The following is a 24,177-nucleotide window of genomic DNA, read 5'->3' on the forward strand; positions in this document are numbered from 1 at the left end:
ATTCGCTCTTTAGGAGGTTTGGATCACAGCAGGCGAGGCCAGTTTTTTCTACAGACCCTAGGGCGGGCAGGTTCCTAACCTTGGCGACACGGACAAGGAAGTCTCACGGAAAGGGCAGATCCCCATGCTCATCTCACGTCGCCACGCGCTAACCGCTGCCGGCCTCGCCGCTGTCGCTGCCTCCCTGGCAGCGTGTGGCTCTGGTTCCTCTGGCAAGACCTCGGACGGTAAGGACGTCATCCACGCGATGTTCGTCAACTCCACCTCTGACGTCGCTGTCTGGGAGATCATCCAGGACATCACTAAACGCTTCAACGAGTCCAACACCTTCAACGTGGAGATGCAGGTTGAGGGGTACGAGAACGAGCAGTACAAGACCAAGCTCGCCTCCCTCATGGCGTCTAGCTCTCAGCCGGACGTCTTCTTTACCTGGAGCTCGGGGTACCTCAAGCCCTTTGTCGAAGGGGGCAAGATCTACGAGATCGGGCAGCTTCTCGACGCGGACGAGGAGTGGAAGGCTCGCTTTAACGAGAGCGTCTTCGGCCCGGTCAGTTTTGACGACAAGATCTACGCCGTTCCCAACGGCCAGGTCGTGGCCGTGATGTTCTACAACACTGAGATCTTCGATCAGGTCGGTGTGCAGGTGCCGACGACGTACGAGGAATTCGTTGACGTCGTCACCAAGATCAAGGCAGCCGGTATCACCCCGATCTCGGCACCGGTCAAGGACGCCTGGATCGCGGGGCAGCTGCTCCAGCAGCTGGCCAACGCCCATGGAGGTCAGGAGCTCTTCGACGGGACTGTGGACGGCTCGCGAAAGTGGAATGACGAGAAGTACGTCCAAGCAGGTGAGAAGCTCAAGGAGCTCGTGGAGCTGGGCGCCTTCCCGGATGGCTACCTCGGCATGACCAATGATGAGGGACGCAACCTCTTCACTGCGGGCGAGTGTGCCATGTACTACATGGGTTCCTGGGATACCGGAGTCCTGTCCGACGAGTCCCTCGCCATCGCAGGCAAAGTCAGTGCCTTCAACATCCCGGCGGCCAAGGGGCTGGAGGAGAACGTCGCGGTCGGGGACATCGACCTGGCCTACGCGGTGAGCTCCACCTCCAAGCACCCGGAAGCTGCCGCTGAGTTCATCAAGATGTTCTCCGATCCTGAGGTGCAGGCAAAGCTGGCGTCAGGGGCCAACTACCTCCCCTCAACCTCGGTGCCCTTGGATGAGTCTGCGCTGTCCCCGCTGTTCGTCACGGTCTCTGGCATCCAGGAAGAGCTGACGGCAACAACACCGTGGTTCGACCGAGTCTTTGGCGCCGGTGAGGGCGTGGAGTTCAACAACGCTGCTCAGGCGATCATCGCTGGAGAGGATCCCCAGCAGCACATGGACAGCCTGCAGTCCTTCGCACAGTCCAACGCACAGCGCTAATCCATCCGTCGATGGGGTGGGGGTCGGCCTCGCGGCTCCCACCCCTCGCATCGGCATGCTCAAAGGAGAGCACCCATGAATCAGCTGTTGAGCAGAAAACGTTACATTCTCGGCTTCGTCGGCCCGGCCTTTCTTCTCTTCTTTGCCTTTGCTCTGTTCCCGATCGCTTACAACGTCTGGATGAGCCTGTTCAGGACAGACCTCATGAGCCCGTCTCAGTGGGTCGGGCTGGAGAACTATAAGAACCTCTTCGAGGACCGGATCTTCCTCACTTCTCTGAAGAACAACCTACTCATGGTGGTGGGCTCGCTGCTCGCTCACCTGCCGCTCGCCCTGCTGCTGGGCAACTTCCTGTTCCACAAGGTCAGGGGAAGTCAGTTCTTCCAGTCGGTCTTCTTCCTGCCCTGCGTCGTGTGCGGTGTGGCGGTTGGCCTGACCTGGACCTTTATCTACAACTCGCAGTTCGGTCTCGTGAACTCCATCCTGGATGGCCTGCGGGCCGCTGGGCTCAAGCGAGAGTGGCTCTCGGACGAGAAGACCGTCATGCTGGCCATCATCGTGGTGGTGATGTGGCAGTTCGTCGGTTACCACATGGTCATCCAGCTGGCGGCCATGCGCTCGATTCCTGCCGAGATGTTTGAGGCCGCCACCGTAGACGGCGCCTCCTCCTGGCAGCAGTTCAAGATGATCACGTTGCCAATGATCCGTCCCATGATCAAAGTGGATGCGATCCTCATCATCACCGGTTCACTGAAGTACTTCGACCTGGTCATGGCCATGACCAAGGGTGGACCGAACCACGCCTCTGAGGTCATGTCCACCTACATGTACACCTCCGCGTTCCGTACCTTGAAGTTCGGGTACGCCAGCGCTATCGCCAACATCCTCTTGATCCTGTGCGTGGTGGCGATTCTGCTGAGCAACTTCGTCTTCAAGTCCGAGAAGATCGAGTACTGAGAGGAAGCGGAGATGAATCAGAAATTCTCCCCCAAGGTTGCACCGCTGGTTTACGGCGTTCTCATCCTGTTCGCGGTCCTGTTCCTGTACCCGATCCTGTGGCTGGTCATTAACTCCTTCAAGACCAATGCCGAGCTCTTTGCCTCTCCCTGGTCCCTACCTGGCAGCCTCAGTCTGGAGAACTACTACAAGGCCTTCACCGAGGGCAATATTGGCCGCTACTTCGTCAACTCAGTGATCGTGACAGGTGCGGTGGTGATCGTGGCCACGGTCCTGTCAGCGATGGCCGCTTACGGGCTGACGCGGCTGCGCTGGAGGCTGTCCAAGCTCGTCCTGGCACTCTTCCTGCTGGGGCTGTCCATCCCGATGCATGCCGCCGTGGTGCCGTTGTTCGCAATGTTCAACAAGCTCCAGATCGTCAACACCTACTTGGCCGTCATCATCCCGCACGTCGTCTTTGCGATGCCGATCGCCATCCTCATTCTCACCAGCTTCTTCAGTACGATCCCGCATGAGGTTGAAGAGGCGGCCGTCATGGACGGGTGCTCGATCTGGGGAGTGTTCTTCAAGATCATCTGCCCGATGGCAGTTCCCTCGCTCGTCACCGTGGCGGTCATTACCTTCATCAACGCCTGGAACGACCTTCTTCTCCCACAGATCTTCCTGTCTGACCCAGAGATGATGACGCTGCCGGTGGGGCTGACAGCATTCCAGGGGCGCTACTCCACAGACTACGTTGCCATGATTGCGGCCGTCGTGATCACGATCATCCCGACCATCGTGGTCTACTCGCTGCTGCACAAGAAGATCATCAGCGGGATGACAGCCGGGGCAGTCAAGGGGTGAAGGTGTGCACACGCTCTGCATCGTTGATGACGAGCCCATTATTCGCGAGGGCTTGGCATCACTGCCCTGGGCCGAGGCACAGATCAAGGTGGCAGCCTGCCTGAGCAACGGTTTAGAAGCGGTCGAGACTCTCCAGTCCGAGGTCATTGACGTCATCCTGGCGGACATCCGGATGCCGGCGTTGGACGGGCTAGGCCTGTGCCGCTTCGTGGCAGAGGGCTCGCTCAATACGGCGGTGGTGCTCCTCTCGGGACACAGCGATTTCGCTTATGCACAGGAGGCGATCTCTCTGGGGGTCAGTGCCTACCTCCTCAAGCCCTCGACCCCTGAGGAGATCATCGAGGCGGTCAGCGCAGGAGCTCGGCAGGTTGCTGCCCGTCGCGAGACTGATACTCGGCTGCGACTCCTAGAGTCCGAGCTCGGGCGCCAGCGGCTGGCTGACCAGGACGGCGAGCTCGTCCTGGGCGCCAAGCCGCACGGTGACGCCTGCGAGGCGGCGCTGGCGTATCTGCGAGAGCGGTATACCGAGCCGATCTCGCTGGGAACGATGTCTGAGGCCCTGCACTTCAGCACGATCTATCTTAGTCGTGTCCTCAAACGGGCCACGGGACATACCTTCTTGGAGCTTCTCAACGCGCTCAGGCTCCAGCATGCGGCTCGACTGCTGAGGGAAACAGACCAGTCCTTTACGGAGATCGCCGCGGCGGTGGGAGCCAATGACGCTCGTTACTTTGGCCAGGTCTTCAGAAAGGCCTATTCCGTCACTCCCATGGCCTATCGGCGTTGCCCGGTGCTTCCAGGCGACGAGGAGCTCCATCTCTTCGCCTCGCGCCTGGAGGCGGGGGAGGTCTCGTGAGGCGTTTCCTCCAGTCGATCCACGGACGGATGCTGCTGGCCCTCACTGCCGTTGGTCTGGTTCCGGTACTGGTCCTCGGGATGGTCTGCTACGCCGTCGCGGTCAATGCGTTGGACCGTCGTACAGCGGCCTACAGTCATGACATTCTCGAGCAGGCGGCCATCAACCTGGACGGACGCGCGGACCAGATCGAGGCCACCTCCTTCACGATCGCGATGCACGACGTCGTGCAGGATGGCCTCCTTACGGCCAGCACTGCCGGATCGGAGAGCTACGACCCCATCGAGCTGGAGGAGCACGTCAGCTCCCAGATCTCGGCAGCGATCCTGTACGAGGATGCCATCGTGTGGGCCAGCCTCATTGACGTCACGGCGGAGCACACCTTCCAGGTTAAGAAGCAGGTTCGCAACACTGATGTCAGTGCCTCCATGATCGCAGCGGCTGAGGAAGGTGATGGCGGGGCGATCTGGGCGCAGGATCCCCAGGACCCGCAGACCGTGCTCATGCTTCGTGAGGTGAAAAGCGTCAAGACTCTGCAGACTCTGGGATACCTGGTCCTGGGGATTCGTCAGAGCGTGTTCGCTCGGACCCTGGGCAATACCCAGCTGATGCTGGGAGGCAGCGTCGTCATCGTGGACAGCAATGGGTTGGTGCTCAGCTCCCCGGACACGGACAGCCTGCGCTCGCGTCCTGACATCGCCACCCAGGCCCTGCGAGGCGAGCCCGGCGACTTCTCCGTGGTCAACGTGGACGGTGTACGCCAGTACGTGGCTGTGGGCCCGGAGCTAGCGACGGGCTGGCGGCCTGTCATGACGGTGCCGGTCTCGGTGTACCTGCGGGACGTGTCTGTGGTCCGCTGGACGATCATGGGGACCATGGCCACTTTGCTGATGGTCGGAGTGATATTAGCCTGGGTAATGTCCACGCGGATGGCTCGTCCCATCAGGGTGCTAGCGCGAGACTTGCGTCGCTTCGGTAACGGTGAGCTGAGCCGACGCTCACGACTGGTCCGCTCAGATGAGATCGGTGAGCTTGCTACCGCCTTCAACGGTCTGGCTGACAACGTCGTCGCCCTGCTCAAGCAGACCCAGGAGGATGAGCGCACCAAGCGAGACTACGAGATGCGCATGCTGCGGATGCAGATCAACCCGCACTTCCTCTACAACACCTTGGAGACCATCAACTGGATGGGGCAACGTCACGGGGCAGACGACGTCGTCGAGGTCTCGACCTCGCTTGGCTCGCTTCTTCGGTCCACGATCGACGCTCCGAGCCTGGTCTTTTTGAAGCAGGAGCTGGAGTCACTGCGTCATTACGCACGGATTCAGCACTACCGCTTCGGGGACGGCGTCGAGATCCGTGAGGAGATCGACCCGGACTCCCTGGCCTGCCGGATCCCGCCTTTCACCCTCCAGCCTTTGGTAGAGAACGCGCTGGTTCATGGCATCGCCCCCATGGGAGGGCAAGGCCTGGTCATGATCTCGGCTCGCCTGGACGGGGCCTATCTTGTGCTCTCCGTTAGTGACGATGGCGCTGGTATGTCACCAGAGCGCTGCGGCGAGATCCTGGCACGCTCACGGCAACCTGATGAGCAGGAGCACGGCTCGATCGGGCTAGCCAACGTGATCCGGAGAGTCCGCGGCTTTTATCCGCAGGCTCCGCAGATTCGGCTGACCTCGGAGATCGGCGAGGGCACCACAGTGACGATCTGGGTGCCAGCCGACTCTGACTCAGAGTCCACCGCACACACCACATCACAAGGAGAATCGCAATGACGCGTCACGTCGACCCCGGCCTTGGGGTCTGCTACTACCCAGAGCACTGGCCCAGTGAGCTGTGGGCCGATGACCTGGACCGGATGAAGGAGGCAGGTCTCGCTACGGTTCGGATTGCAGAGTTTGCCTGGTCCCTGATGGAGCCCACTAACGGGGACTTCTCGTCGATCGGGTGGTTCGATGACTTCCTAGATCTATGCGCCGAGCGCTCGATGCGGGTGATCTTTGGGACTCCCACCGCCACGCCACCGGTCTGGCTGCAGCGAGCTCATCCTGAGATTCTCAACGCGGACCGCTCCGGTCAGACCTATGACGGGCCACGGCGGAACTACAACTACAACGCCCCTGCCTATCGCTACTACGCTGACCGCGTCGTGGAACAGATTGCTCGCCACTATGGCAGTCACCTCGCGATTGTGGGCTGGCAGATTGACAACGAGATCAACTGTGAGATCGACGAGTTCTACTCCGAGGGTGACCACCTGGCTTACCGTGAGTTTTTACGCGCCGAGCTCGGCACCCTGGAGGAGGTCAACCGGGCCCTGGGGCTGACGTTCTGGAGCCGCCAGTACTCGGATTGGTCGCAGGTGCGTCTGTCGGGCCGGGGTCTGCACGACGCCGTCAACCCTCACTCGCTGTTGTGGGAGAAGCGCTTCTTCTCCCACTCGGCCGTGCGCTTCGCACGCAAGCAGGTTGAGATCCTGCGCTCCCACGTGCCCGACTCTCACTTCATCACCACCAACGGGCTGTTCGGCAACCTTAACTACACCGAGCTGATGAAGGCTGGCCTGGACTTCATCACCTTTGACTCCTATCCCAACTTCGCCTTCGACGTCGACCGAGACCTGGCGGCGGACCGTCTGCGAGACCGGCGTTGGAGCTGGAGCCTGACTCGGACCCGCTCGATCAGCCGGTGCTTCGGCATCATGGAGCAGCAGTCCGGTGCTCATGGCTGGACCTCACGCATGATGGGCCCGGCTCCAAAGCCTGGCCAGATGCGTCTGTGGACCATGCAGTCGGTGGCGCACGGGGCGGACTTCGTCTCCTACTTCCGTTGGCGCACGGCCCCGATGGGCACTGAGATCTACTGGCACGGCCTCAATGACTACTCCAACGAGCCGGGTCGCAAGATGCAGGAGGTGACTCGGATCGGTCAGGAGTGGGCCGCTCTGGATGACCTGTGGGGCGCTGACTACCAGGCGCAGGTTGCCGTCGTGCGCACCTATGACAACGTCTACGACTCTGAGCTGGACACCTGGCACGGGCGGATCGAGCGCCCGAGTGACGACGCGGTCTTCGCGGCCTGCCAGCTCAGCCACACACCGCTGGACTTCGTCTACCTCGATGCCCGTAGCAGCCTGGAGGACCTGGAGCGCTACCGACTGCTCCTCGTCCCCCACCTGGCCATGATGGACGAGGCGATGTCCGAGCTTCTGCGAGCCTTCGTCGAGGCCGGTGGCACGGTCGTCTTCGGGGCTCGTACTGGCTACAAGGACAGCAACGGTCTGTGCCCCATGCGCCCGATGCCGGGCCTGGTGGGGCAGTGGGCCGGAGTTAAGGTCACCGACTTCACCAACCTGGGGCAGCGTGAGGAAGGGCTGACGGCTACCTGGGACGAGCAGCGCCTGCCAGTTCCGGTCTTCTCCGAGGTCCTGGAGGCCCGGGCCGACGACGTCGAGGTGCTGGCGCGCTTTGACGCCGACTACTACGCCGGGGAGCCCGCCCTGACGCGTCGTACGGTGGGCAAGGGGCAGGTCTACTACCTCGGTGCCTGCTTCAGTGAGGAGATGGTGCGCCGTCTGCTGACCGAGACCGGTCTGGTCTCGCCGCTAGCCGGGCTCATCGAGGCGCCTGAGGGAGTCGAGCTCGCGGTACGTCGCAAGGGCGAGCGGCAGTGGCTCTTTGTTCTCAACTACCAGGATGAGCCGCAGGTCCTTCGGCTGCCGACGGCGTACACGGATCTGCTCAGCGGCACCAGCGAGCAGGGCGAAGTTGAGGTCGAGCCCTACGGCGTGAGGGTCTACGCGGTCTGAGCCAGGTCGGCGTGATGTTGGTGTGCCCCGCTATACCCCGTAGCGGGGCACACCGCCGTCGAGCACCGTGGAGAAGTCGCAGGACTGCGCGACTACGTGTTGGCAGGCCCGGGCAACCTCCAGATCAAGTCCCCACTTTTGTGGGGCAGTGTCCCAGACTGAACGTGTACAGGCGGCGATACGGGCCGTCATGGCCGCAACCTCGTGTCGTGGCAGGCCCCAGTCGGTGTCGAGCAGCTGCTCCAGGCTACGCGAGGAGCTGCCTGCAGTGAGTGGGGTCCCCTCCTGCTCATCTGGATAGGGGACGACGTCGAACAGGGGAGCGATCTCCCAGCCGTCGCCACGGTGGACAAAACCAAGGTTGCGGGCATGGTCATCGATGTTGTGCACGCACATTGCCAGGGCCGCGGCCTGAACGACCTGCCTGACCGCTCGGACACCCACGAGATAGCGTGCTGTCTCGGCGGCCACCTGGTAGGTCATTGAGTCGTACGGGCCGAGCATTGCTGCAGTGCGCATTGACTGATAGCCGTAACGACCTTCGACACACCGATCGAATCGGTCCAGGAGGAGGATTGCGCGGGTCTCGTCGAGCCGGATGAGACGGAAGTCGGGGACGGCAAGCCCGGCATCCCGTGCTGCGCTGAGAGCGATCGCCTCGCAGGTGAGAACGTCGTAGCTGTCTTCCTGGGAGGGAAACTTGGCAAGCACCAGGGATCCGTCCGCTCGTCGTAGCGTGGACTTCGGGCGAGCCCCGCCCTGGCTGGAGGAACCGAGATAGATGTGGCGTAGCGCGCGAGTGTCCGCCTCGCCACGGGTGAAGGCCTCGACGTCGGCCAGGACGGTAGCCAGCTCCTCGACGTGCGCTACCTGACCCGAGGTAAGCCAGTCGCCTGCCCCGGTGCTAAGACGTAGGGCTCCTTGCCGGGACTCATCGGCAACGGCTGCCAACATGCCGAGACTTGTGCTGACCTCTTCCAACGGTCGGCTGCGGCTGATGACGCGGCGTCCCCAGGAGTCCGGTCCGGCGTCATCCAGGGCGCCGAAGGTCGACATGCCTCCAGGTGGGCTCAAAGGGCCGGTCTGGAGGGGCAGACCTACTCCGATCTCGAAGCCTGACGCCAGCCAGGTGGGAGCGTAGGTGAATGACTGGATCTGTGCGTGACCGGCCAGCGAGAGAGTTCCAACCCATGAGGTCGTACCGTCTGGGTGGGTCCAGTGCGCCTGGAGCGGGACGGCGGAGCTCATCGGGCCTTCTTCTCTAGCGCGCTGAGGACGAGCGTCCGGCCGACGAGGTCCTCAAGAGGATCGACGGCTTGAGCGACCTTGTGGTCAACACCGAGGACGGACAGCACGGCGAAGACGTTTCCGAAGGAGACGCCGGACGGGTCTGTCTCGATCTGACGCAAGGTGGTGCGTGAGATGCCAGAGCGGTCTGCCACCTCGGTCGCAGACAGGCCGCGCGCGCGTCTCCATGAGCGGATGGACGGTCCGATGCTCTCCAGCCTGCGGCGCGTTGCGGGGTGCCAGCTCTTAGCCATGCTCACACTCTGGCTATGGTCAAGATACCTGTCAAGAGGTGATGATATGGCCAGGATTCTGACCATGTGGCCATGGTGGTCAGTGTGAGGTGCTGTGTCTACATCCAGGCGCTCGGGTCGGCTACCACGGTCTCCAGGAGGGACCAGGCGGCTCCGGTAGCGCCGGGCATCTGGTCGCTTCCCGCCTGAAGGATCTCCAGCTCGGTCCACCGCGAGGCCAGGACCCGCCTGCCCAGCTCCTCCTCGACTTCAGGGCGCAGCACCTCAGCCAGTGGCGCAAGGTGCCCTCCCAGCACCACGACGGGGATGTCGAGCAGGTTGACGGCGGCTCCGAGTCCCACGCCCAGCGCGTGGGCGGCTGACGAGATGGCCTGGCGGGCGCCGTCGTCGCCGGCCTGCCAGGCGGCCACGAGCTCCTCGGGGTGGGCGTCTTCTGCCAGACCGGCTGCCGCCAGGATCGAACGACGTCCGGCGTAGCGCTCCAGGCACCCGGCGTTACCGCACGAGCACAGCGGGCCGTTGGGGTCGATTTGGACGTGGCCGATCTCGCCGGCGAATCCGTTGGTACCTTCCAGGGCCTGCCCGTCTCGGACGATGCCGGCGCCAATCCCGTTCTCCCCGGACAGGTAGATGAAGGAGGGCCACTGGGGTGCCAGGACGGGGCGGCTGCGTCCAACGGTCAGGGCTCCCAGGCTCGCCTCGTTGCCGACCTCCAGGCTCAGCCCGTTGCCCTCCAGGACGCTGGCCAGGTGCTCGCTCGGGCGGACCCCGGACCAGCCAAGGTTGGGGGCGCGCAGCAGCACGCCGTCGCAGACCAGGCCCGGCAGGGCGATGCCGGCTCCCACCGGCCGCGCGCCGCGAATCATCGGAAGCGCCAGGACGTCGGCGACCAGCGTGGCCAGGCGCCGAAGCACGACGGCGGGGTCGGAGCCTGAGAAGTCGTCCAGGACCACGCGCTCGGTCAGGAGCTCGCCTGACAGGTCGATCGCACGCACGGCCATGTGGGCGACGTTGACCTCCAGTCCCAGCGCCACGAAGGTGGCGCGCGGCGGGGCGAGGGGTACGGCGGGCCGGCCTGGGCCGGAGGACGGGGCGGGGTCGAGCTCGGTGAGGATCCCTGCACCCACGAGGTCATCGGCCAGGCGGGAAGCGGTGGACCTGGTCATCCCGGTCATGGCGGCCACGTCGGCCCGTGAGATGGGGGTGGGGGAGGACAGCACCTGCCGCGCCACCAGCGCGAGGTTCGCGGTACGCAGCGTCGACTGGCGTGCCGAGGCGGCGGCGCGGGAGCCTCGGGCAGCGGGGGAAGGTAGACGCCAGGCGCGAGCTGCGGCAGACGCCGTCGTCTGGGATGTGCTTCGAACCACGCCTTGACCATACCTCATCTGCGTGCCATAGTTGCGTCAATGAACAAATACCGGCTCGAGGAGGAGACCATGGTTCGCAAGCCCACCAAGGAAGACAAGTTCTCATTCGGTCTGTGGACCGTCGGCTGGCTCGCCGCCGACCCCTTCGGTGACAAGACCCGTGCCGCCCTGCGTCCCTGGGAGTACACCGAGAAGCTCGCCGAGCTGGGCGCCTGGGGCATCACCTTCCACGACAACGACGTCTTCCCCTTCGACGCCACCGACGCCGAGCGTGACGAGATCGTCCGCAAGCTCAAGGACACCGTGGACGCCACGGGCCTGACCATCGAGATGGTCACCACCAACACCTTCACCCACCCGATCTTCAAGGACGGCGGCCTGACCAACAACGACCGCTCGATCCGCCGCTTCGGCCTGCGCAAGATCCTGCGCAACGTCGATCTCGCCGCCGAGCTGGGCGCCAAGACCTTTGTCATGTGGGGTGGTCGTGAGGGCGCTGAGTACGACTCCTCCAAGGACCTCAACGCGGCCTTCGACCGCTACAAGGAGGGCCTGGACACCGTCGCCCAGTACATCAAGGACAAGGGCTACGACCTCAAGATCGGCCTGGAGCCCAAGCCGAACGAGCCCCGCGGTGACATCTTCCTGCCCACCGTCGGCCACGCCCTGGCCCTCATTGCCCAGCTGGACAACGGCGACATCGTGGGCCTGAACCCCGAGGTCGGCCACGAGCAGATGGCGAACCTCAACTACACCCACGGCATCGCCCAGGCCCTCAACCACGGCAAGCTCTTCCACATCGACCTCAACGGCCAGAAGGGCCTGAAGTACGACCAGGACCTGGTCTTCGGCCACGGCGACCTGCTGTCCGCCTTCTTCACCGTGGACCTCATCGTCAACGGCTTCCCGAACGGCGGCCCGCGCTACGACGGCCCGATCCACTTCGACTACAAGCCCTCGCGCACCGATGGCATGGAGGGCGTGTGGGAGTCCGCTGCCGCCAACATGGAGATGTGGCTGCAGCTCAAGGAAAAGGCCCAGGCCTTCCGCGCCGACCCCGAGGTCCAGGAGGCTCTCAAGCTCTCCGGCATCTACGAGCTCGGCGAGCCCACCCTGGCCGAGGGTGAGTCCCTGGAGGACTTCATCGCTGACCGCTCTGCCTACGAGGACTTTGACGCTGAGGCTGCCGCCGCGCGCGACTACCACTTCGTCAACCTCTACCAGAAGGCCGTCATGCACCTGATCGGCTGAGGCCGGTCTAGTCGGAGCGCCTGCACGTCAAGCCGCAGCAGGCAGGTGCCCCGCACAAGGTGAGTGGAGGGACGACGGCGAGCACCGCCGTCGTCCCTCCACCGCTACCTTTTCTGTCACACCCGTCCGATACCCTCTCGATATCGCCACCTTCACCGTGGAAGGAACCTTCATGGCACTCGTCGCCGGCGTCGACTCCTCGACGCAGTCCTGCAAGATCGTCATCCGCGACGCCGCGAGCGGCGCGCTGGTGCGTGAGGCCAAGGCCTCTCACCCCGACGGCACCGAGATCCACCCTGACGAGTGGTGGCGAGCGCTGGGTGAGGTGGTTGACGCCGTCGGCGGCCTTGCCGACGTCGACGCCCTGTCCGTGGGTGGTCAGCAGCACGGCATGGTCGTGCTCGACGCCGACGGTGAGGTCATCCGCCCCGCCCTGCTGTGGAACGACACCCGCTCGGCCGGCGCCGCTCGCGACCTCATCGCTGAGCTGGGTAAGGGAGACGAGGAGGCCGGTCGCAAGGCCTGGGCGGACGCCGTGGGCAGCGTGCTCGTGGCCTCGCTGACTATCACCAAGCTGCGCTGGCTGGCAGACAACGAGCCCGAGAACGCCGCGCGTATTGCCGCTGTCTGTCTGCCCCATGACTGGCTGACCTGGAAGCTCTCGGGCGCCACGAGCCTGGACACCCTGACCACCGACCGCTCGGACGCCTCGGGTACCGGCTACTTCGACTCGGTGACGAACGAGTACCGCCGTGACCTGCTCGCCCTGGCGCTGCACCGCAGCGAGGAGGAGGTTGCTGGCATCGTCCTGCCGCGCGTCGTGGGCCCGAACGAGGTTGCCGGTCATGGCGGAGACGACGTGCTCGGCGCAGACCTCAGTCACCTGGCGCTCGGCCCAGGTTGTGGTGACAACGCCGGTGCGGCTCTTGGCCTGGGTCTGCGGCCCGGGCAGACCTCGGTGTCCCTGGGAACCTCCGGTGTGGTTGCGGCGGTCTCCTCGACCCCGACCCATGACCCCTCTGGCCTGGTGACCGGCTTCGCTGACGCCACCGGTGCCTTCCTACCGCTGGCTTGCACCCTCAACGGCGCTCGGATCCTCGACGCGGCCAAGAAGGTCCTGGGGGTCAGTTACGACGAGTTCGACGAGCTGGCTCTGTCTGCTGAGCCGGGCGCGGGCGGCCTGGTTCACGTGCCCTACCTGGAGGGCGAGCGCACGCCGAACCTTCCTGAGGCCACGGGCATGCTCACGGGCATGACGCTGTCCAGCCTCACGCCTGCCAACTACGCACGTGCGGCTGTGGAGGGCCTGCTGTGCCTCATGGGAGCCTGCCTGGACGCCGTGCGCGCCCAGGGCGTGGACATCAGCGAGGTCGCGATCGTCGGTGGCGGTGTCAAGTGGCGCAGCGCCAAGGAGCTGAGCCCGGCCGTGCTGGGTGTGCCGGTGGACGTGCCGCCGGCTGGCGAGTACGTGGCAATCGGTGCGGCCAAGCAGGCGGCGTGGATTCTCGACGGCGGTGCCGAGCCCCCGGCCTGGGAGCTCGCCGGAGCCGAGCACCTGACCGCTCCTGCGCAGCCGGAGGTCCGGGCTGCGTACGACAAGGCGGCTGCCGTGGTCGCCGGTACGCAGGGCTGAGAACCGAGTAAGAACGAAGAACCATGACTGACAACCTCTCTACCGTCCCGCAGACCATGCGCGCCCAGGTGCTCCTGCGCGAGCACGAGGTCGAAATCCAGCAGCGCCCGGTCCCGGTCCCGGACCCGGACCAGGTGCTCGTCAAGATCGAGTCCGTGGGCGTGTGCGGCTCGGACGTGCACTACTACCAGCACGGGCGCATCGGTGACTTCATCGTCAAGGAGCCCATGATCCTGGGGCATGAGGCCTCCGGCACCATCGTGGCTGTGGGTGAGCAGGTGGACCCCGGACGCATCGGCCAGCGCGTGTCCATCGAGCCCCAGCGCTCGTGCCGCGTGTGCGAGTACTGCAAGCGCGGGGAGTACAACCTCTGCCCGCACATCGAGTTCTACGCGACCCCGCCGATTGACGGCTGCTTCAGCGAGTACGCGCTCATCCAGGACGACTTCGCCTACGAGATCCCGGAGTCGGTGTCCTGGGACGCCGGTGCGCTGCTGGAGCCCCTGAGCGTGGGTATCGCGGCCGCCCGCAAGGCCCACCTGAGCCTCGGGGACACCGTCCTGGTGGCCGGAGCCGGTCCGATCGGCGCCATCGTTGCCCAGGTGGCCAAGGCTTACGGTGCCCGCGAGGTCGTGGTGACGGACATGGTGGCGGGTCGCCGTGAGACCGTGCTGGAGCTCGGCGCGACCGAGGCCTACGAGCCTGGTGCGCCTGAGCTGGAGGGCCGCAGCTTCGACGCCTTCTTTGACGCCACCGGCGTGACCGCAGCCGTGGTGGACGGCATCAAGCACGTCAAGGCTGGAGGCTCGGCCATCATCATCGGCATGGGGGATGACGACATGCTCCTGCCGGTCTCCTACATCACCAGTCACGAGGTCAACGTCACCGGCATCTTCCGGTACAACAACACCTGGACCACGGCCATCGAGCTTGTGGCCTCGGGCAAGGTCAACCTTGACCGCCTGGCGACCGACCACTACGGCCTGGACGAGGCCGAGACCCCGCTCAAGGTCAAGCCTGCGCCCACGACCCTGAAGTCCATGGTCCACCCGGGACGCTGAGCCAGGGCACGTCCGTAACGCGGCGGTCGTGCGGGTTCCTTGACGGGAGCCTGTACGACCGCCGTCGTCGTGCCAGAGGGCAGGTCGCGCGTGAGACGACGCCGTCATCGCGAGCCCGGCGGCGCCGTCGACCCACGCTGGACGAGCGTGGTCTGCAGCTCGACGGGACGGCCTGGAACGTATCCGCCCTCAATCTCGCGCTTGATGAGCTCCAGGGCCTCGCGCCCCATGTCCTCAAGCGGCTGGTGGACGGAGGCCAGGGCGGGGGAGACCAGCCGGGCCGGGTCGGTGTCATCAAAGCCGATGACGGAGAGCTGCTCGGGTACTGTCAGACCGTGTGCGTGGGCGTAGGCCATGACGCCGAAGGCGATGGAGTCAGCCAGGGCGAAGACGGCCGTCGGCGGGTCGGCGAGCTCGAGGAGCTGGGAGGCACCGGCCAGGCCCGCCTCGTAGGTGTAGCGACCACTGACGACGAGCTCAGGGGTGAAGGCGATCCCAGCCTCAGCCAGCGCTGAGCGGTACCCGGCAAGGCGCTCGATGCTCGGAACGGAGGTTGAGGGGCCGCAGACCACGCCGATGCGTTCGTGCCCGAGCGCCAGCAGGTGCTCAGTGGCCTGGACCCCGCCCCGCCAGTTGCTGGCCGACAGCGCGATGAGTCCCTCGGGTGGTGCACTGGCAGGGTCGATGGAGATGACCGGGATGCCTCGGGTACTGCACAGGCGCGCCAGCTCGACCGAGCAGGGGGTGGTGGCCAGGATCAGGCCGTCCGCGCTCTCGATCGCACGGGCGGCCACCTCCATGGTGCGATCGGGAGAACGAGGGCCGGACTGGTGAGTCGGCGCGCCAATCTGGTCGATGTGGACGACCATGTCCAGCTCGGCCGCCGCCGTGAGCATCCCCGCCAGGACCTTGGGGGTGTAGGCGTTGTCGACAGTCTCGAAGAGGACGGCGATATGCGGCTGCCGGGGACCAGGCGCGGGATCGGCCGTCGCCCCCTCGCGGGGTGAGGAGGACAGCGCCGTGCTGGGACGGACCGGGTAACCGGCCTGGCGGGCTGCGGCCAGGACGCGCTCGCGGGTCCTGGCGGAGATCGTGGGGTCTGCCCGCAGCGCCTTGGAGACTGTTGGCACGGAGACCCCGGCCGCGGCAGCGACGGCGGCCTGGGTTGGCGCGTTGGAACGTGGCCGTGGCATGGGGGTCCTTCCGGGCGGCGATAACTTTCATTATTTTGCGACAGATTCCCATCAAAATGAGCAATGTTATGAAATTGTGACAGCCGAAGGGTTGTCGGTCACACCCCTTCGGCTTGCGGTTTGTATGTCAGTGAAACGAACACTGTGTTTCGCGACCTGCGCCGTCACTGTTGATGGCGCATTCGGACCCGACAACGTCGTCGGAGGGCCCTGCACGGCCCGGATCTGGGAGGAAGCACCATGAACAAGCTCGTGATCTCACGTCGTCAGGCCTGCGTGGGGGCGCTCGTCGCAGGAGTCGCGGCCACGCTGGCGGCCTGCGGCGGCTCCAAGCCTGGCGGGGCCGCAGGAGACGGCGCCACCTGCTGGTTCCTGACCGGTGGATCGGAGAAGACCTTCCGCGACTCCTTTGAGCGCTGGAACTCCGAGCACGCCGATCAGAAGATCACCTACGAGGTCTTCGCCAACGACGCGTACAAGGAGAAGATCCGCACCGCGGTGGGTTCTGGCAACGCCCCGACGCTGCTCTACAGCTGGGCCGGGGGCACGCTGGTGGACTACGTCAACAACGACCAGGTCATTGACCTGACTGACCTGACCACTGACGTGCAGAAGCGCCTCATCCCCTCCATCCTGTACATCGGCAAGGTGGACGGCAAGATCTACGCCCTGCCCAACAACAACACCCAGCCTGTCCTCATCTACTACAACAAGGAGGTCTTCGAGAAGGTGGGTGCGCAGCCTCCTCAGACCTGGGACGAGCTCATGGCGCTCATCCCCACGTTCAAGGATGCTGGCTACATCCCCTTTGCTGAGGCGGGCGCCTCGCTGTGGCCTTACCTCATGTGGATCCAGTACCTGACGGATCGTGTGGGAGGCCACGAGGTCTTTGACCGGGTCCTGGCTGGCGAGTCGGGAGCGTGGTCCGACCCTGCCTTCATTGAGGCCCTGACCAAGATCCAGGACATGGTCAAGGCCGGAGGCCTGGGCGATGCCTATGGCTCGGTGGACGCAGATGCCAACGCTGACATCGCGCTGGTGCACACCGGCAAGGCCGCGATGATCCTTCAGGGCTCCTGGGTCTATGCCAACTTCCTGGCTGATGCGCCGGAGATGGTCTCCTCGGGCAAGCTCGGTTACATCACCTTCCCGACTGTTGAGGGAGGCAAGGGTGACCCGAGCAACCTCACCGGAAACCCGGCGAATTTCTGGTCCGTGACGACGACGGCCAGTGAGGACGCCCGCAAGGCGGCGCTGGACTACCTCAACACCGAGATGCTCTCCGAGCCCTATATCGCCAAGTGTGTTGAGCAGGGGCTCATCCCAGGTGCGCTGGATGCTGAGTCAGTGATCGAGAAGTCCGAGCACGCAGAGTACCTGTCCTTCGGCTATGACCTGGCGAAGAACGCTGCTCACTTCCAGATGTCCTGGGACCAGGCGCTGCCCTCGGCTCAGGCTCAGGAGTTGCTGACCAACCTCTCGCAGATCTTCCTCCTGCAGATCACGCCGGAGGAGTTCGTCGAGAAGATGAACGCGACGCTGTGACGGTCGGTGCCTTGCCCGGTGGCGGCCACAGTCGCCGTCGGGCAAGGCGTCTGCCGCGAGCGGGCTGGCGGCGCGAGCGGAGGCTAGCGCGACGGACAGCCTCAGCGGGCTGGGGCCGCCGTCGAGCCACGTACGACCAGGGTGGTCTGTAGCTCGACGGGGCTGCCGAGGCTGCGCCCCTCATTGAGGGCGTTCATGACGGTGCGGATCGCTTCAGCGCCGATCTCCTGCAGCGGCTGGCGGATGACGGTGACCTGGGGCGAGCACAGCGAGGCGATCGAGGTGTCGTCAAAGCCGATGACGGACAGGCCCTCTGGCACGCGAATTCCGTGACGGCGTGCGGCCTCCAGGATTCCTCCCGCGATGGCGTCGTTGAGGGCAAAGACTGCTGTGGGCGGGTTCTCGGACTCCAGAAGGAAAGAGCCATGAACCACGCCGGTGGAGTACAGGTAGGGGCCGTGGGTCAGCAGGCTCTCGTCAACCTCGATGCCGGCGCGTGAGCAGGCGAACCGAAAACCTGCCAGCCTCTCGATCGTTGGCGTGGAGGAATCAGGACCGGCCACGATGCCGATCCGACGGTGACCGAGGCTGATGAGGTGCTCGGCTGCCTGGACTCCTCCGCGCCAGTTCGTCGCGGACAGCGTCACCATGCCGGGTGGGGGCGGTGTAGCCGGATCGATCGACAGCAGTAGAAGGTCGTGCTCGTGGGCAAAGGTGACGATGTCCGCACTGACGGGGGTGGTCACCAGGATGAGGGCGTCGGCGCCGTCTGCGGTTCGGGCGGCGAGCTCGCGGGTGAGCAACGTGGCGTCTGGCCCCATCTGGTCGGCCGAGACGCCGATGTGGCGCACCTGGAGCGTGGCGCCGAGCTCGTCAACCGTGCGCAGCATGCCGCCGAGGATCTCAGTGGCGTAGGCATTGTTGACCGTGTCGAAGAGAACGGCGATTCGCTTGAAGGGGGAAGCTCCCTCCTCGGCGGCGGGGTCCTGGGTGGAAGGCAGTGGGTAGCCGAGGTCGGCAGCCGCTGCCAGGACGATGTCCTGGGTCTTGCGCGAGATGGAGGAGTCGGCGCGCAGGGCCTTGGACACGGTGGGTACGGAGAAGCCGGTGGCGGCAGCGATGGTGGCCTGCGTCGGGCGGGATGAGCGGGTTCGCGGCATCGTTCCTCCTCGACGGCGGTGGTCGCCGTCGTTCCTGCGTGCCAGTGACGATGAGGGCTGCGGTGCGCCTGTGGCAACCATAGCGGAGAACCTGCTCCGCCGCGAAAAAATTGCGCAAAAAACGGAGCAAAAGCGAGAAAAGTTATCTGATCGTTACAAACAGGCGTGGTTAGTTCCGCAAGAGGGGTGTATTCTTCTGTTCGTCGGTGAAACGAACGAAAATTTTCACCACGGTTTCTGCCGCGGACGCGGTCATCAACGAACTTCTGACGAGGACGTCAGAAGGGGTCCGATGAGGGGCCCAGATCTGAGAGGAAGCATCATGAACAAGCTCGTCATCTCACGTCGTCAGGCCTGCGCCGGTTTCCTTGCTGCGGGCGTGGCCGCCACCCTCGCGGCCTGCGGCGGCTCGAAGCCGGGCGGTGCTGCTGGAAGCGGCGCGACGGCGTGGGTGCTCACCGGTGGCCCCGAGCAGACCTTCCGTGACTCCTTCGACCGCTGGAACAAGGCCCATTCTGACGCCCAGTTCTCCACCGAGTGGTTCGCCAACGACGCCTACAAGGAGAAGATCCGCACCGCCGTCGGCGCCGGCAACGCCCCGACCCTGCTGTACAACTGGGCGGGCGGCACGTTGGCTGACTACGTCGCCAACGACCAGGTCGTCGACATCACCAGCTCGACGGCGGACGCCCAGTCCCGCATCATTCCGGCCCTGCTGGAGGTCGGCAAGGTCGACGGCAAGGTCTACGCCCTGCCCAACAACAACACCCAGCCCGTCCTCTTCTACTACTCCAAGCCTGCCTTCGAGGAGGTCGGCGTCGAGGTGCCCACCACCTGGGACGAGCTCATGGCGCTCATCCCCAAGTTCAAGGACGCCGGTTACATCCCGATCGCTGAGGCGGGTTCCTCCCAGTGGCCTTACCTCATGTGGATCCAGTACCTCACTGATCGCATCGGCGGCCCGGAGGCCTTCAACAAGGTCGTCGCCGGTGAGTCTGGTGCCTGGTCCGACCCGGCCTTCACCGAGGCGCTGACCAAGATCCAGGAGATGGTCAAGGCTGGTGGCCTGGGCGACGCCTACGGCTCGGTGGACGCCGACTCCGGCGCAGACATCGCCCTCATCCACACGGGCAAGGCAGCCATGCTGCTGCAGGGCTCGTGGGTCTACGCCAACTTCCTCACCGACGCCCCCGACTTCATGGCGGACGGCAAGCTCGGCTACGCCACCTTCCCGGCTGTTGACGGTGGCAAGGGTGACGCCTCGAACATCACCGGTAACCCCGCCAACTACTGGTCCGTGTCCACCTCGGGCGACGAGACCGTGCAGAAGACCGCGACCGACTACCTCAACGAGGAGCTCTACTCCGAGGCCTACGTCAAGGCGCTGGTCGACGGTGGCACGATCCCGGCAGCCCTGGACGCTGAGGCAGTTATCGAGGCCTCGGACAACGCCGAGTACCTGTCCTTCGGCTACGAGCTGGTCAAGAACGCCGGCAACTTCCAGATGTCCTGGGACCAGGCGCTGCCCTCGGCTCAGGCTCAGGAGCTGCTGACCAACCTCTCGCAGATCTTCCTGCTGCAGATCACGCCGGAGGAGTTCGTGAAGAACATGAATGCGACCCTGGCATGAGCGAGTCCACCGCCCCTAAGAAGGGCAAGAAGCTGCGGACTGGGCCCAGCCCCTGGATCGCGGCGCCTGCTCTGGCCTTCTTCGGATTCTTCGCCCTTATCCCGCTGGTTGGTGTCTTCGTCCTGTCCTTCATGAGCTGGGACGGGCTGGGGAGCATCACCTTCGCCGGTGTGGACAACTGGAAGGCGATGCTGGGCAACGGAGTCACCCAGCACGCGATCCTCCTGACGCTGGGCATGACCATCCTGTGCTGGGTGATCCAGACGCCGATCAGCCTCCTGCTGGGTGTCTTTATGGCCGGCCAGCAGAAGTACCGTGCCGTGCTCTCGGTGCTCTACTTCCTGCCGCTGCTCTTCTCGGCAACGGCCGTGGGTATCGCCTTCAACGCCCTGCTCGACCCGAACTTCGGGATGTCGCGAGCCTTTGGCCTGGACTTCCTCTCGCAGGACTTCCTGGGCAACCCCACGCTCGCCTTCTACACGATCATGTTCGTGATCGCCTGGTGCTTCGTCCCCTTCCACTCGCTGCTCTACCAGGGTGCCGCTCGGCAGATTCCCAAGAGCGTGATGGAAGCGGCGATGATCGACGGCGCAGGACGCTGGCAGACCTTCTGGCACATCACGCTGCCCCAGCTGCGCAACACGATCGTCACCTCCTCGACCCTCATGATCGTGGGATCGCTGACCTACTTCGACCTCATCTTCGTGATGACGGCTGGTGGCCCCGGAAACGCCACCAGGGTGCTTCCGCTGGACATGTACCTCACTGGTTTCCGTTCCTACAACATGGGTGGTGCCGCCGTGATCGGTGTGCTTCTCGTGGTCGTGGGGCTGACGATCTCTTACCTGCTCAACAAGCTGTCGGGTAGCTCAAAGATGGAGTCGACGATGGAAGGGGCTGTCTGATGTTCAAGCGTCAAGGAGGGCAGCGCCCCAACATCGTGGGCGGGCTGTTCGGCTGGCTGTGGCTGGCGGTCGCCATCGTCCCCATCTACTACATCGTCGTCACCTCGCTGCGCTCGCAGGCCGACTACTACGTCGAGAACCCACTGTCGCTGCCGAGCAACCCGACGCTGCGCGCCTACGTCTCGGTGTTCCAGAACGACTTCGCCACCTACTTCATCAACTCCGTGCTGGTGACGCTGGCAACGGTGGCGATCGTCCTGATCATCTCCTTCATGGCCTCCTACGTCATTGTCCGAAGCCGCACCCGCTTCTCTGACAGGATCTTCTCGCTGTTCCTGCTTGGGATCGCTATCCCGATCCAGGCCACGATCGTCCCGGTCTACTACCTCATCGTGCAGCTCGGGCTGTATGACACCCTGTGGGCCCTCATCCTGCCCTCGATCGCCTTCGCGATCCCGATCTCGGTGCTCATCCTGACGAACTTCCTACGTGACGTTCCCAAGGAGCTGTTCGAGTCGATGCGGGTCGACGGCGCCACTGACTGGCAGATGCTCTGGCGCCTGGCGGCGCCCCTGTCGAAGCCGGCTCTGGTGACCGTTGGTATCTACGACGCCCTCAACGTGTGGAACGGTTTCCTGTTCCCACTCATCTTGACCCAGAGCGCGGACAAGCGCGTGCTGCCGCTGTCCCTGTGGAACTTCCAGGGCTCCTTCAGCTCGGACACGCCCGCGATCCTGGCTGCCGTTGTCCTGTCCGCACTGCCGCTCATCATCGCCTACGCCGTCGGGCGCCGGCAGATGGTGGCCGGTCTGACGGCCGGCGTCGGCAAGTAGATGCTGCCGCAGTGGGGCGGGGCTGTGCTCCGCAGCGTGGCCCCGCCCCCAACCTTAACGACCCGGTGCGCCCCGCGTGGCGGCCGGTCACCGAACCCCACGTCCGTCTTCGCATTCATCACGAAAGAGACAACGATGTCCCCTGTTCTCCATGTCTCGCCTTCTGGCTCCGACGCCGCTGACGGCTCGGCCGAGGCTCCGTTCCGCACGATCAACCGGGCCGTGGCTGCGGCCTACCCGGGTGACACCGTCCAGATTCACGAGGGTGTCTACCGCGAGTGGGTCAAGCCCACGCGCACCGGCCGCAGTGACGACCGCCGGATCACCTTCGAGGCCGCTCCTGGCGAGCACGCCGTCATCAAGGGCTCCGAGCAGGTGACTGACTGGGTGCAGGAGGGCGGCTCGGACTCCACGGTGTGGAAGGCCGAGGTTCCCAACACCCTGTTCGGCGAGTTCAACCCCTTCGCGATCGAGGTCGAGGGCGACTGGACCGTCTACGCCTCGCGAACCGCTCCGCGCAAGCACCTGGGCGAGGTCTACCTCAACGGCAAGAGCTTCTACGAGGTCACCAGCCGTGAGGAGGTGGATACCGCCGAACGCCGCACCGAGGACTACGACCGCTGGACCGGCGTGGCCGAGCCGGTGCGCGAGCCTGACCAGACTCCCTACGTCTGGTTCGCTGAGGTGGCAGATGAGACGACGACGATCTGGGCGAACTTCCGGGGCGCGGACCCGCGCAAGGAGCTCGTGGAGATCAACGTGCGCCGCAGCGTCTTCTACCCCACGGTCCACCACGTCAACTACATCACCGTGCGTGGCCTGGAGCTGGCCCAGGCGGCCACCCCGTGGGCTCCTCCGACGGCGGACCAGCCGGGTCTGATCGGCCCGAACTGGGCCAAGGGCTGGGTCATTGAGGACTGCGACATCCACGACGCCAAGTGCTCGGCGGTCTCGCTGGGCAAGGAGAACTCCTCCGGGCACAACTGGGCCACGGAGCGTCTGGACAAGCCCGGCTACCAGTACCAGCTCGAGGCCGTCTACTCCGCCTTCCACATCGGGTGGTCGAAGGACCTCATCGGCTCGCACGTGGTGCGTCGCAACCACATTCACGACTGTGGCCAGAACGCCGTGGTGGGGCACCTGGGGTGCGTGTTCTCCACGATCGAGGACAACCACATCCACCACATCGCGACCAAGCACGAGTTCTACGGCTACGAGATCGCGGGTATCAAGCTGCACGCGGCCCTGGACACGGTGATCCGGCACAACCTCATTGAGGAGTGCACGCTGGGTATCTGGCTGGACTGGGAGGCGCAGGGCACGCGCGTGACCCGCAACGTCTTCAAGGACAACGCCCGCGACCTGTTCATCGAGGTCAGCCACGGCCCCTACGTGGTGGACCACAACGTCTTCTCCTCGGACGTGTCCCTGGAGGGACACTCCCAGGGTGGCGCCTACGTTAACAACCTCGTGCTCGGTGTGGTTGCCAACCAGCCGATCATCGAGCGCCCGACGCCCTACCACCTGCCGCACTCCACCCAGCCGGCCGGTTACGCCGCCATCCGTGGTGGGGATGACCGCTACATCGGCAACCTGTTCCTCGCCACGGTGGGGGAGGAGTCCTTCGTCAACCCGCCCTCGCACCGCAAGATCTCTAACGGCACCGCGCTGTTCGACGGCCACCCGGCCGGAGTCGAGGCCTACCTGGAGCTCGTCAACGACCCCTCCAAGGGTGACCACGAGCGTTTCGAGGGAGCGCCCCTGCCGGTCTTCATCCGGGACAACGCCTACGGCAACGACGCTCCTGCCTACGAGTCCGAGGAGCGCCCGGTTCACATCGGTCAGGCCAGCGCTCACCTGGAGACCGAGGGCGAGGCGGTCTACCTCGTTGCCGAGCTGCCTGAGGCCATCGCCTCCACCTCGGTCAAGACTGTTACGGGCAGTGAGCTGGGGCGGGCCTGGTACCCGGACCAGACCTTTGAGAACCCGGATGGTAGCGCGTTGTTTGCGGACGTGGACCTGGTGGGTGAGGTCAAGGACCACGAGTCCTCCTACCCGGCTGGTCCGCTCGTCTCGCTGAAGGCCGGTGCGAGCCGCGTGCGGGTGTGGTGATCGCACCGACCCCCAACGCCACGTCTGCTACCCCTTGAGGTCTTCGCTGCCCC

Annotated in this window: 19 protein-coding genes; 14 read left to right on the forward strand and 5 right to left on the reverse strand. The window is 64.8% G+C overall.

Going from position 1 to position 24,177, the window contains the following annotated elements:
• Positions 1 to 124: 124 nt before the first annotated feature.
• The 6 genes from HMPREF0058_RS03530 (at position 125) to HMPREF0058_RS03555 (ending at position 7,893) form a co-directional block, all read left to right on the forward strand.
• A complete protein-coding gene (locus HMPREF0058_RS03530; protein WP_006548311.1) occupies positions 125 to 1,426 on the forward strand; it encodes an ABC transporter substrate-binding protein in 1,302 nt (433 codons plus the stop codon).
• 75 nt (positions 1,427 to 1,501) lie between these two features.
• The gene (locus HMPREF0058_RS03535) at positions 1,502 to 2,383 is read left to right on the forward strand and encodes a carbohydrate ABC transporter permease (RefSeq protein WP_006548312.1); all 882 of its coding nucleotides are present in this window, start codon (positions 1,502 to 1,504) and stop codon (positions 2,381 to 2,383) included.
• A 12-nt stretch (positions 2,384 to 2,395) separates the two neighbouring features.
• Complete coding sequence (locus HMPREF0058_RS03540; protein ID WP_006548313.1) at positions 2,396 to 3,229, forward strand: carbohydrate ABC transporter permease; 834 nt, start codon at positions 2,396 to 2,398, stop codon at positions 3,227 to 3,229.
• Positions 3,230 to 3,233: 4 nt separating this feature from the next.
• Positions 3,234 to 4,085 (forward strand): response regulator transcription factor, encoded by an 852-nt coding sequence (locus tag HMPREF0058_RS03545; protein WP_006548314.1) that lies wholly within the window; start codon positions 3,234 to 3,236, stop codon positions 4,083 to 4,085.
• On the forward strand, positions 4,082 to 5,860 hold the full coding sequence (locus HMPREF0058_RS03550; protein WP_040319509.1) for a cache domain-containing sensor histidine kinase: 1,779 nt from the start codon (positions 4,082 to 4,084) through the stop codon (positions 5,858 to 5,860). The genes HMPREF0058_RS03545 and HMPREF0058_RS03550 overlap by 4 nt, the downstream gene beginning before the upstream one ends.
• The gene (locus HMPREF0058_RS03555) at positions 5,857 to 7,893 is read left to right on the forward strand and encodes a beta-galactosidase (protein ID WP_006548316.1); all 2,037 of its coding nucleotides are present in this window, start codon (positions 5,857 to 5,859) and stop codon (positions 7,891 to 7,893) included. Before HMPREF0058_RS03550 ends, HMPREF0058_RS03555 begins: the two co-directional genes overlap by 4 nt.
• 30 nt (positions 7,894 to 7,923) lie before the next feature.
• On the opposite strand, the gene HMPREF0058_RS03560 is transcribed toward HMPREF0058_RS03555, so the two are convergent.
• From HMPREF0058_RS03560 to HMPREF0058_RS03570, 3 genes are all read right to left on the reverse strand, one after another.
• Complete coding sequence (locus HMPREF0058_RS03560; protein WP_006548317.1) at positions 7,924 to 9,141, reverse strand: type II toxin-antitoxin system HipA family toxin; 1,218 nt, start codon at positions 9,139 to 9,141, stop codon at positions 7,924 to 7,926.
• A complete protein-coding gene (locus tag HMPREF0058_RS03565) occupies positions 9,138 to 9,434 on the reverse strand; it encodes a helix-turn-helix domain-containing protein (RefSeq protein WP_006548318.1) in 297 nt (98 codons plus the stop codon). Before HMPREF0058_RS03565 ends, HMPREF0058_RS03560 begins: the two co-directional genes overlap by 4 nt.
• A gap of 98 nt (positions 9,435 to 9,532) precedes the next feature.
• Entirely contained in the window at positions 9,533 to 10,801 is a 1,269-nt protein-coding gene (locus HMPREF0058_RS03570) for an ROK family transcriptional regulator (protein ID WP_248596997.1), read from the reverse strand.
• Positions 10,802 to 10,870: 69 nt separating this feature from the next.
• Between HMPREF0058_RS03570 and xylA the strand changes: the two genes are divergently transcribed.
• The 3 genes from xylA to HMPREF0058_RS03585 all read left to right on the forward strand — a co-directional run bounded on the left by xylA (position 10,871) and on the right by HMPREF0058_RS03585 (position 14,746).
• Positions 10,871 to 12,052 (forward strand): xylose isomerase, encoded by a 1,182-nt coding sequence (gene xylA / locus HMPREF0058_RS03575; RefSeq protein WP_024035735.1) that lies wholly within the window; start codon positions 10,871 to 10,873, stop codon positions 12,050 to 12,052.
• A 172-nt stretch (positions 12,053 to 12,224) separates the two neighbouring features.
• The gene (locus HMPREF0058_RS03580; protein WP_006548321.1) at positions 12,225 to 13,685 is read left to right on the forward strand and encodes a xylulokinase; all 1,461 of its coding nucleotides are present in this window, start codon (positions 12,225 to 12,227) and stop codon (positions 13,683 to 13,685) included.
• A gap of 23 nt (positions 13,686 to 13,708) precedes the next feature.
• Positions 13,709 to 14,746 carry an NAD(P)-dependent alcohol dehydrogenase gene (locus HMPREF0058_RS03585; RefSeq protein WP_006548322.1) on the forward strand — a complete coding sequence of 346 codons (1,038 nt, stop codon included), beginning with the start codon at positions 13,709 to 13,711 and terminating at the stop codon, positions 14,744 to 14,746.
• 104 nt (positions 14,747 to 14,850) lie between these two features.
• On the opposite strand, the gene HMPREF0058_RS03590 is transcribed toward HMPREF0058_RS03585, so the two are convergent.
• Entirely contained in the window at positions 14,851 to 15,939 is a 1,089-nt protein-coding gene (locus tag HMPREF0058_RS03590; protein ID WP_006548323.1) for a LacI family DNA-binding transcriptional regulator, read from the reverse strand.
• A 240-nt stretch (positions 15,940 to 16,179) separates the two neighbouring features.
• Between HMPREF0058_RS03590 and HMPREF0058_RS03595 the strand changes: the two genes are divergently transcribed.
• The gene (locus HMPREF0058_RS03595; protein ID WP_006548324.1) at positions 16,180 to 17,484 is read left to right on the forward strand and encodes an extracellular solute-binding protein; all 1,305 of its coding nucleotides are present in this window, start codon (positions 16,180 to 16,182) and stop codon (positions 17,482 to 17,484) included.
• Positions 17,485 to 17,585: 101 nt separating this feature from the next.
• Here HMPREF0058_RS03595 and HMPREF0058_RS03600 read toward each other — a convergent pair whose 3' ends face one another.
• Positions 17,586 to 18,644: a LacI family DNA-binding transcriptional regulator gene (locus HMPREF0058_RS03600; protein WP_040319510.1), complete on the reverse strand. Its 1,059-nt coding sequence runs from the start codon at positions 18,642 to 18,644 to the stop codon at positions 17,586 to 17,588.
• 322 nt (positions 18,645 to 18,966) lie between these two features.
• Between HMPREF0058_RS03600 and HMPREF0058_RS03605 the strand changes: the two genes are divergently transcribed.
• The 4 genes from HMPREF0058_RS03605 to HMPREF0058_RS03620 all read left to right on the forward strand — a co-directional run bounded on the left by HMPREF0058_RS03605 (position 18,967) and on the right by HMPREF0058_RS03620 (position 24,124).
• Positions 18,967 to 20,274 (forward strand): extracellular solute-binding protein, encoded by a 1,308-nt coding sequence (locus HMPREF0058_RS03605; protein WP_006548326.1) that lies wholly within the window; start codon positions 18,967 to 18,969, stop codon positions 20,272 to 20,274.
• Entirely contained in the window at positions 20,271 to 21,179 is a 909-nt protein-coding gene (locus HMPREF0058_RS03610; RefSeq protein WP_006548327.1) for a carbohydrate ABC transporter permease, read from the forward strand. The genes HMPREF0058_RS03605 and HMPREF0058_RS03610 overlap by 4 nt, the downstream gene beginning before the upstream one ends.
• Positions 21,179 to 22,012: a carbohydrate ABC transporter permease gene (locus tag HMPREF0058_RS03615; RefSeq protein WP_006548328.1), complete on the forward strand. Its 834-nt coding sequence runs from the start codon at positions 21,179 to 21,181 to the stop codon at positions 22,010 to 22,012. The genes HMPREF0058_RS03610 and HMPREF0058_RS03615 overlap by 1 nt, the downstream gene beginning before the upstream one ends.
• 135 nt (positions 22,013 to 22,147) lie before the next feature.
• Complete coding sequence (locus HMPREF0058_RS03620) at positions 22,148 to 24,124, forward strand: right-handed parallel beta-helix repeat-containing protein (protein WP_024036373.1); 1,977 nt, start codon at positions 22,148 to 22,150, stop codon at positions 24,122 to 24,124.
• The last annotated feature ends 53 nt before the right edge of the window (positions 24,125 to 24,177 follow it).

Origin of the sequence: Actinomyces urogenitalis DSM 15434 (assembly GCF_000159035.1) — a bacterium.
Lineage (GTDB): Bacteria > Actinomycetota > Actinomycetes > Actinomycetales > Actinomycetaceae > Actinomyces > Actinomyces urogenitalis.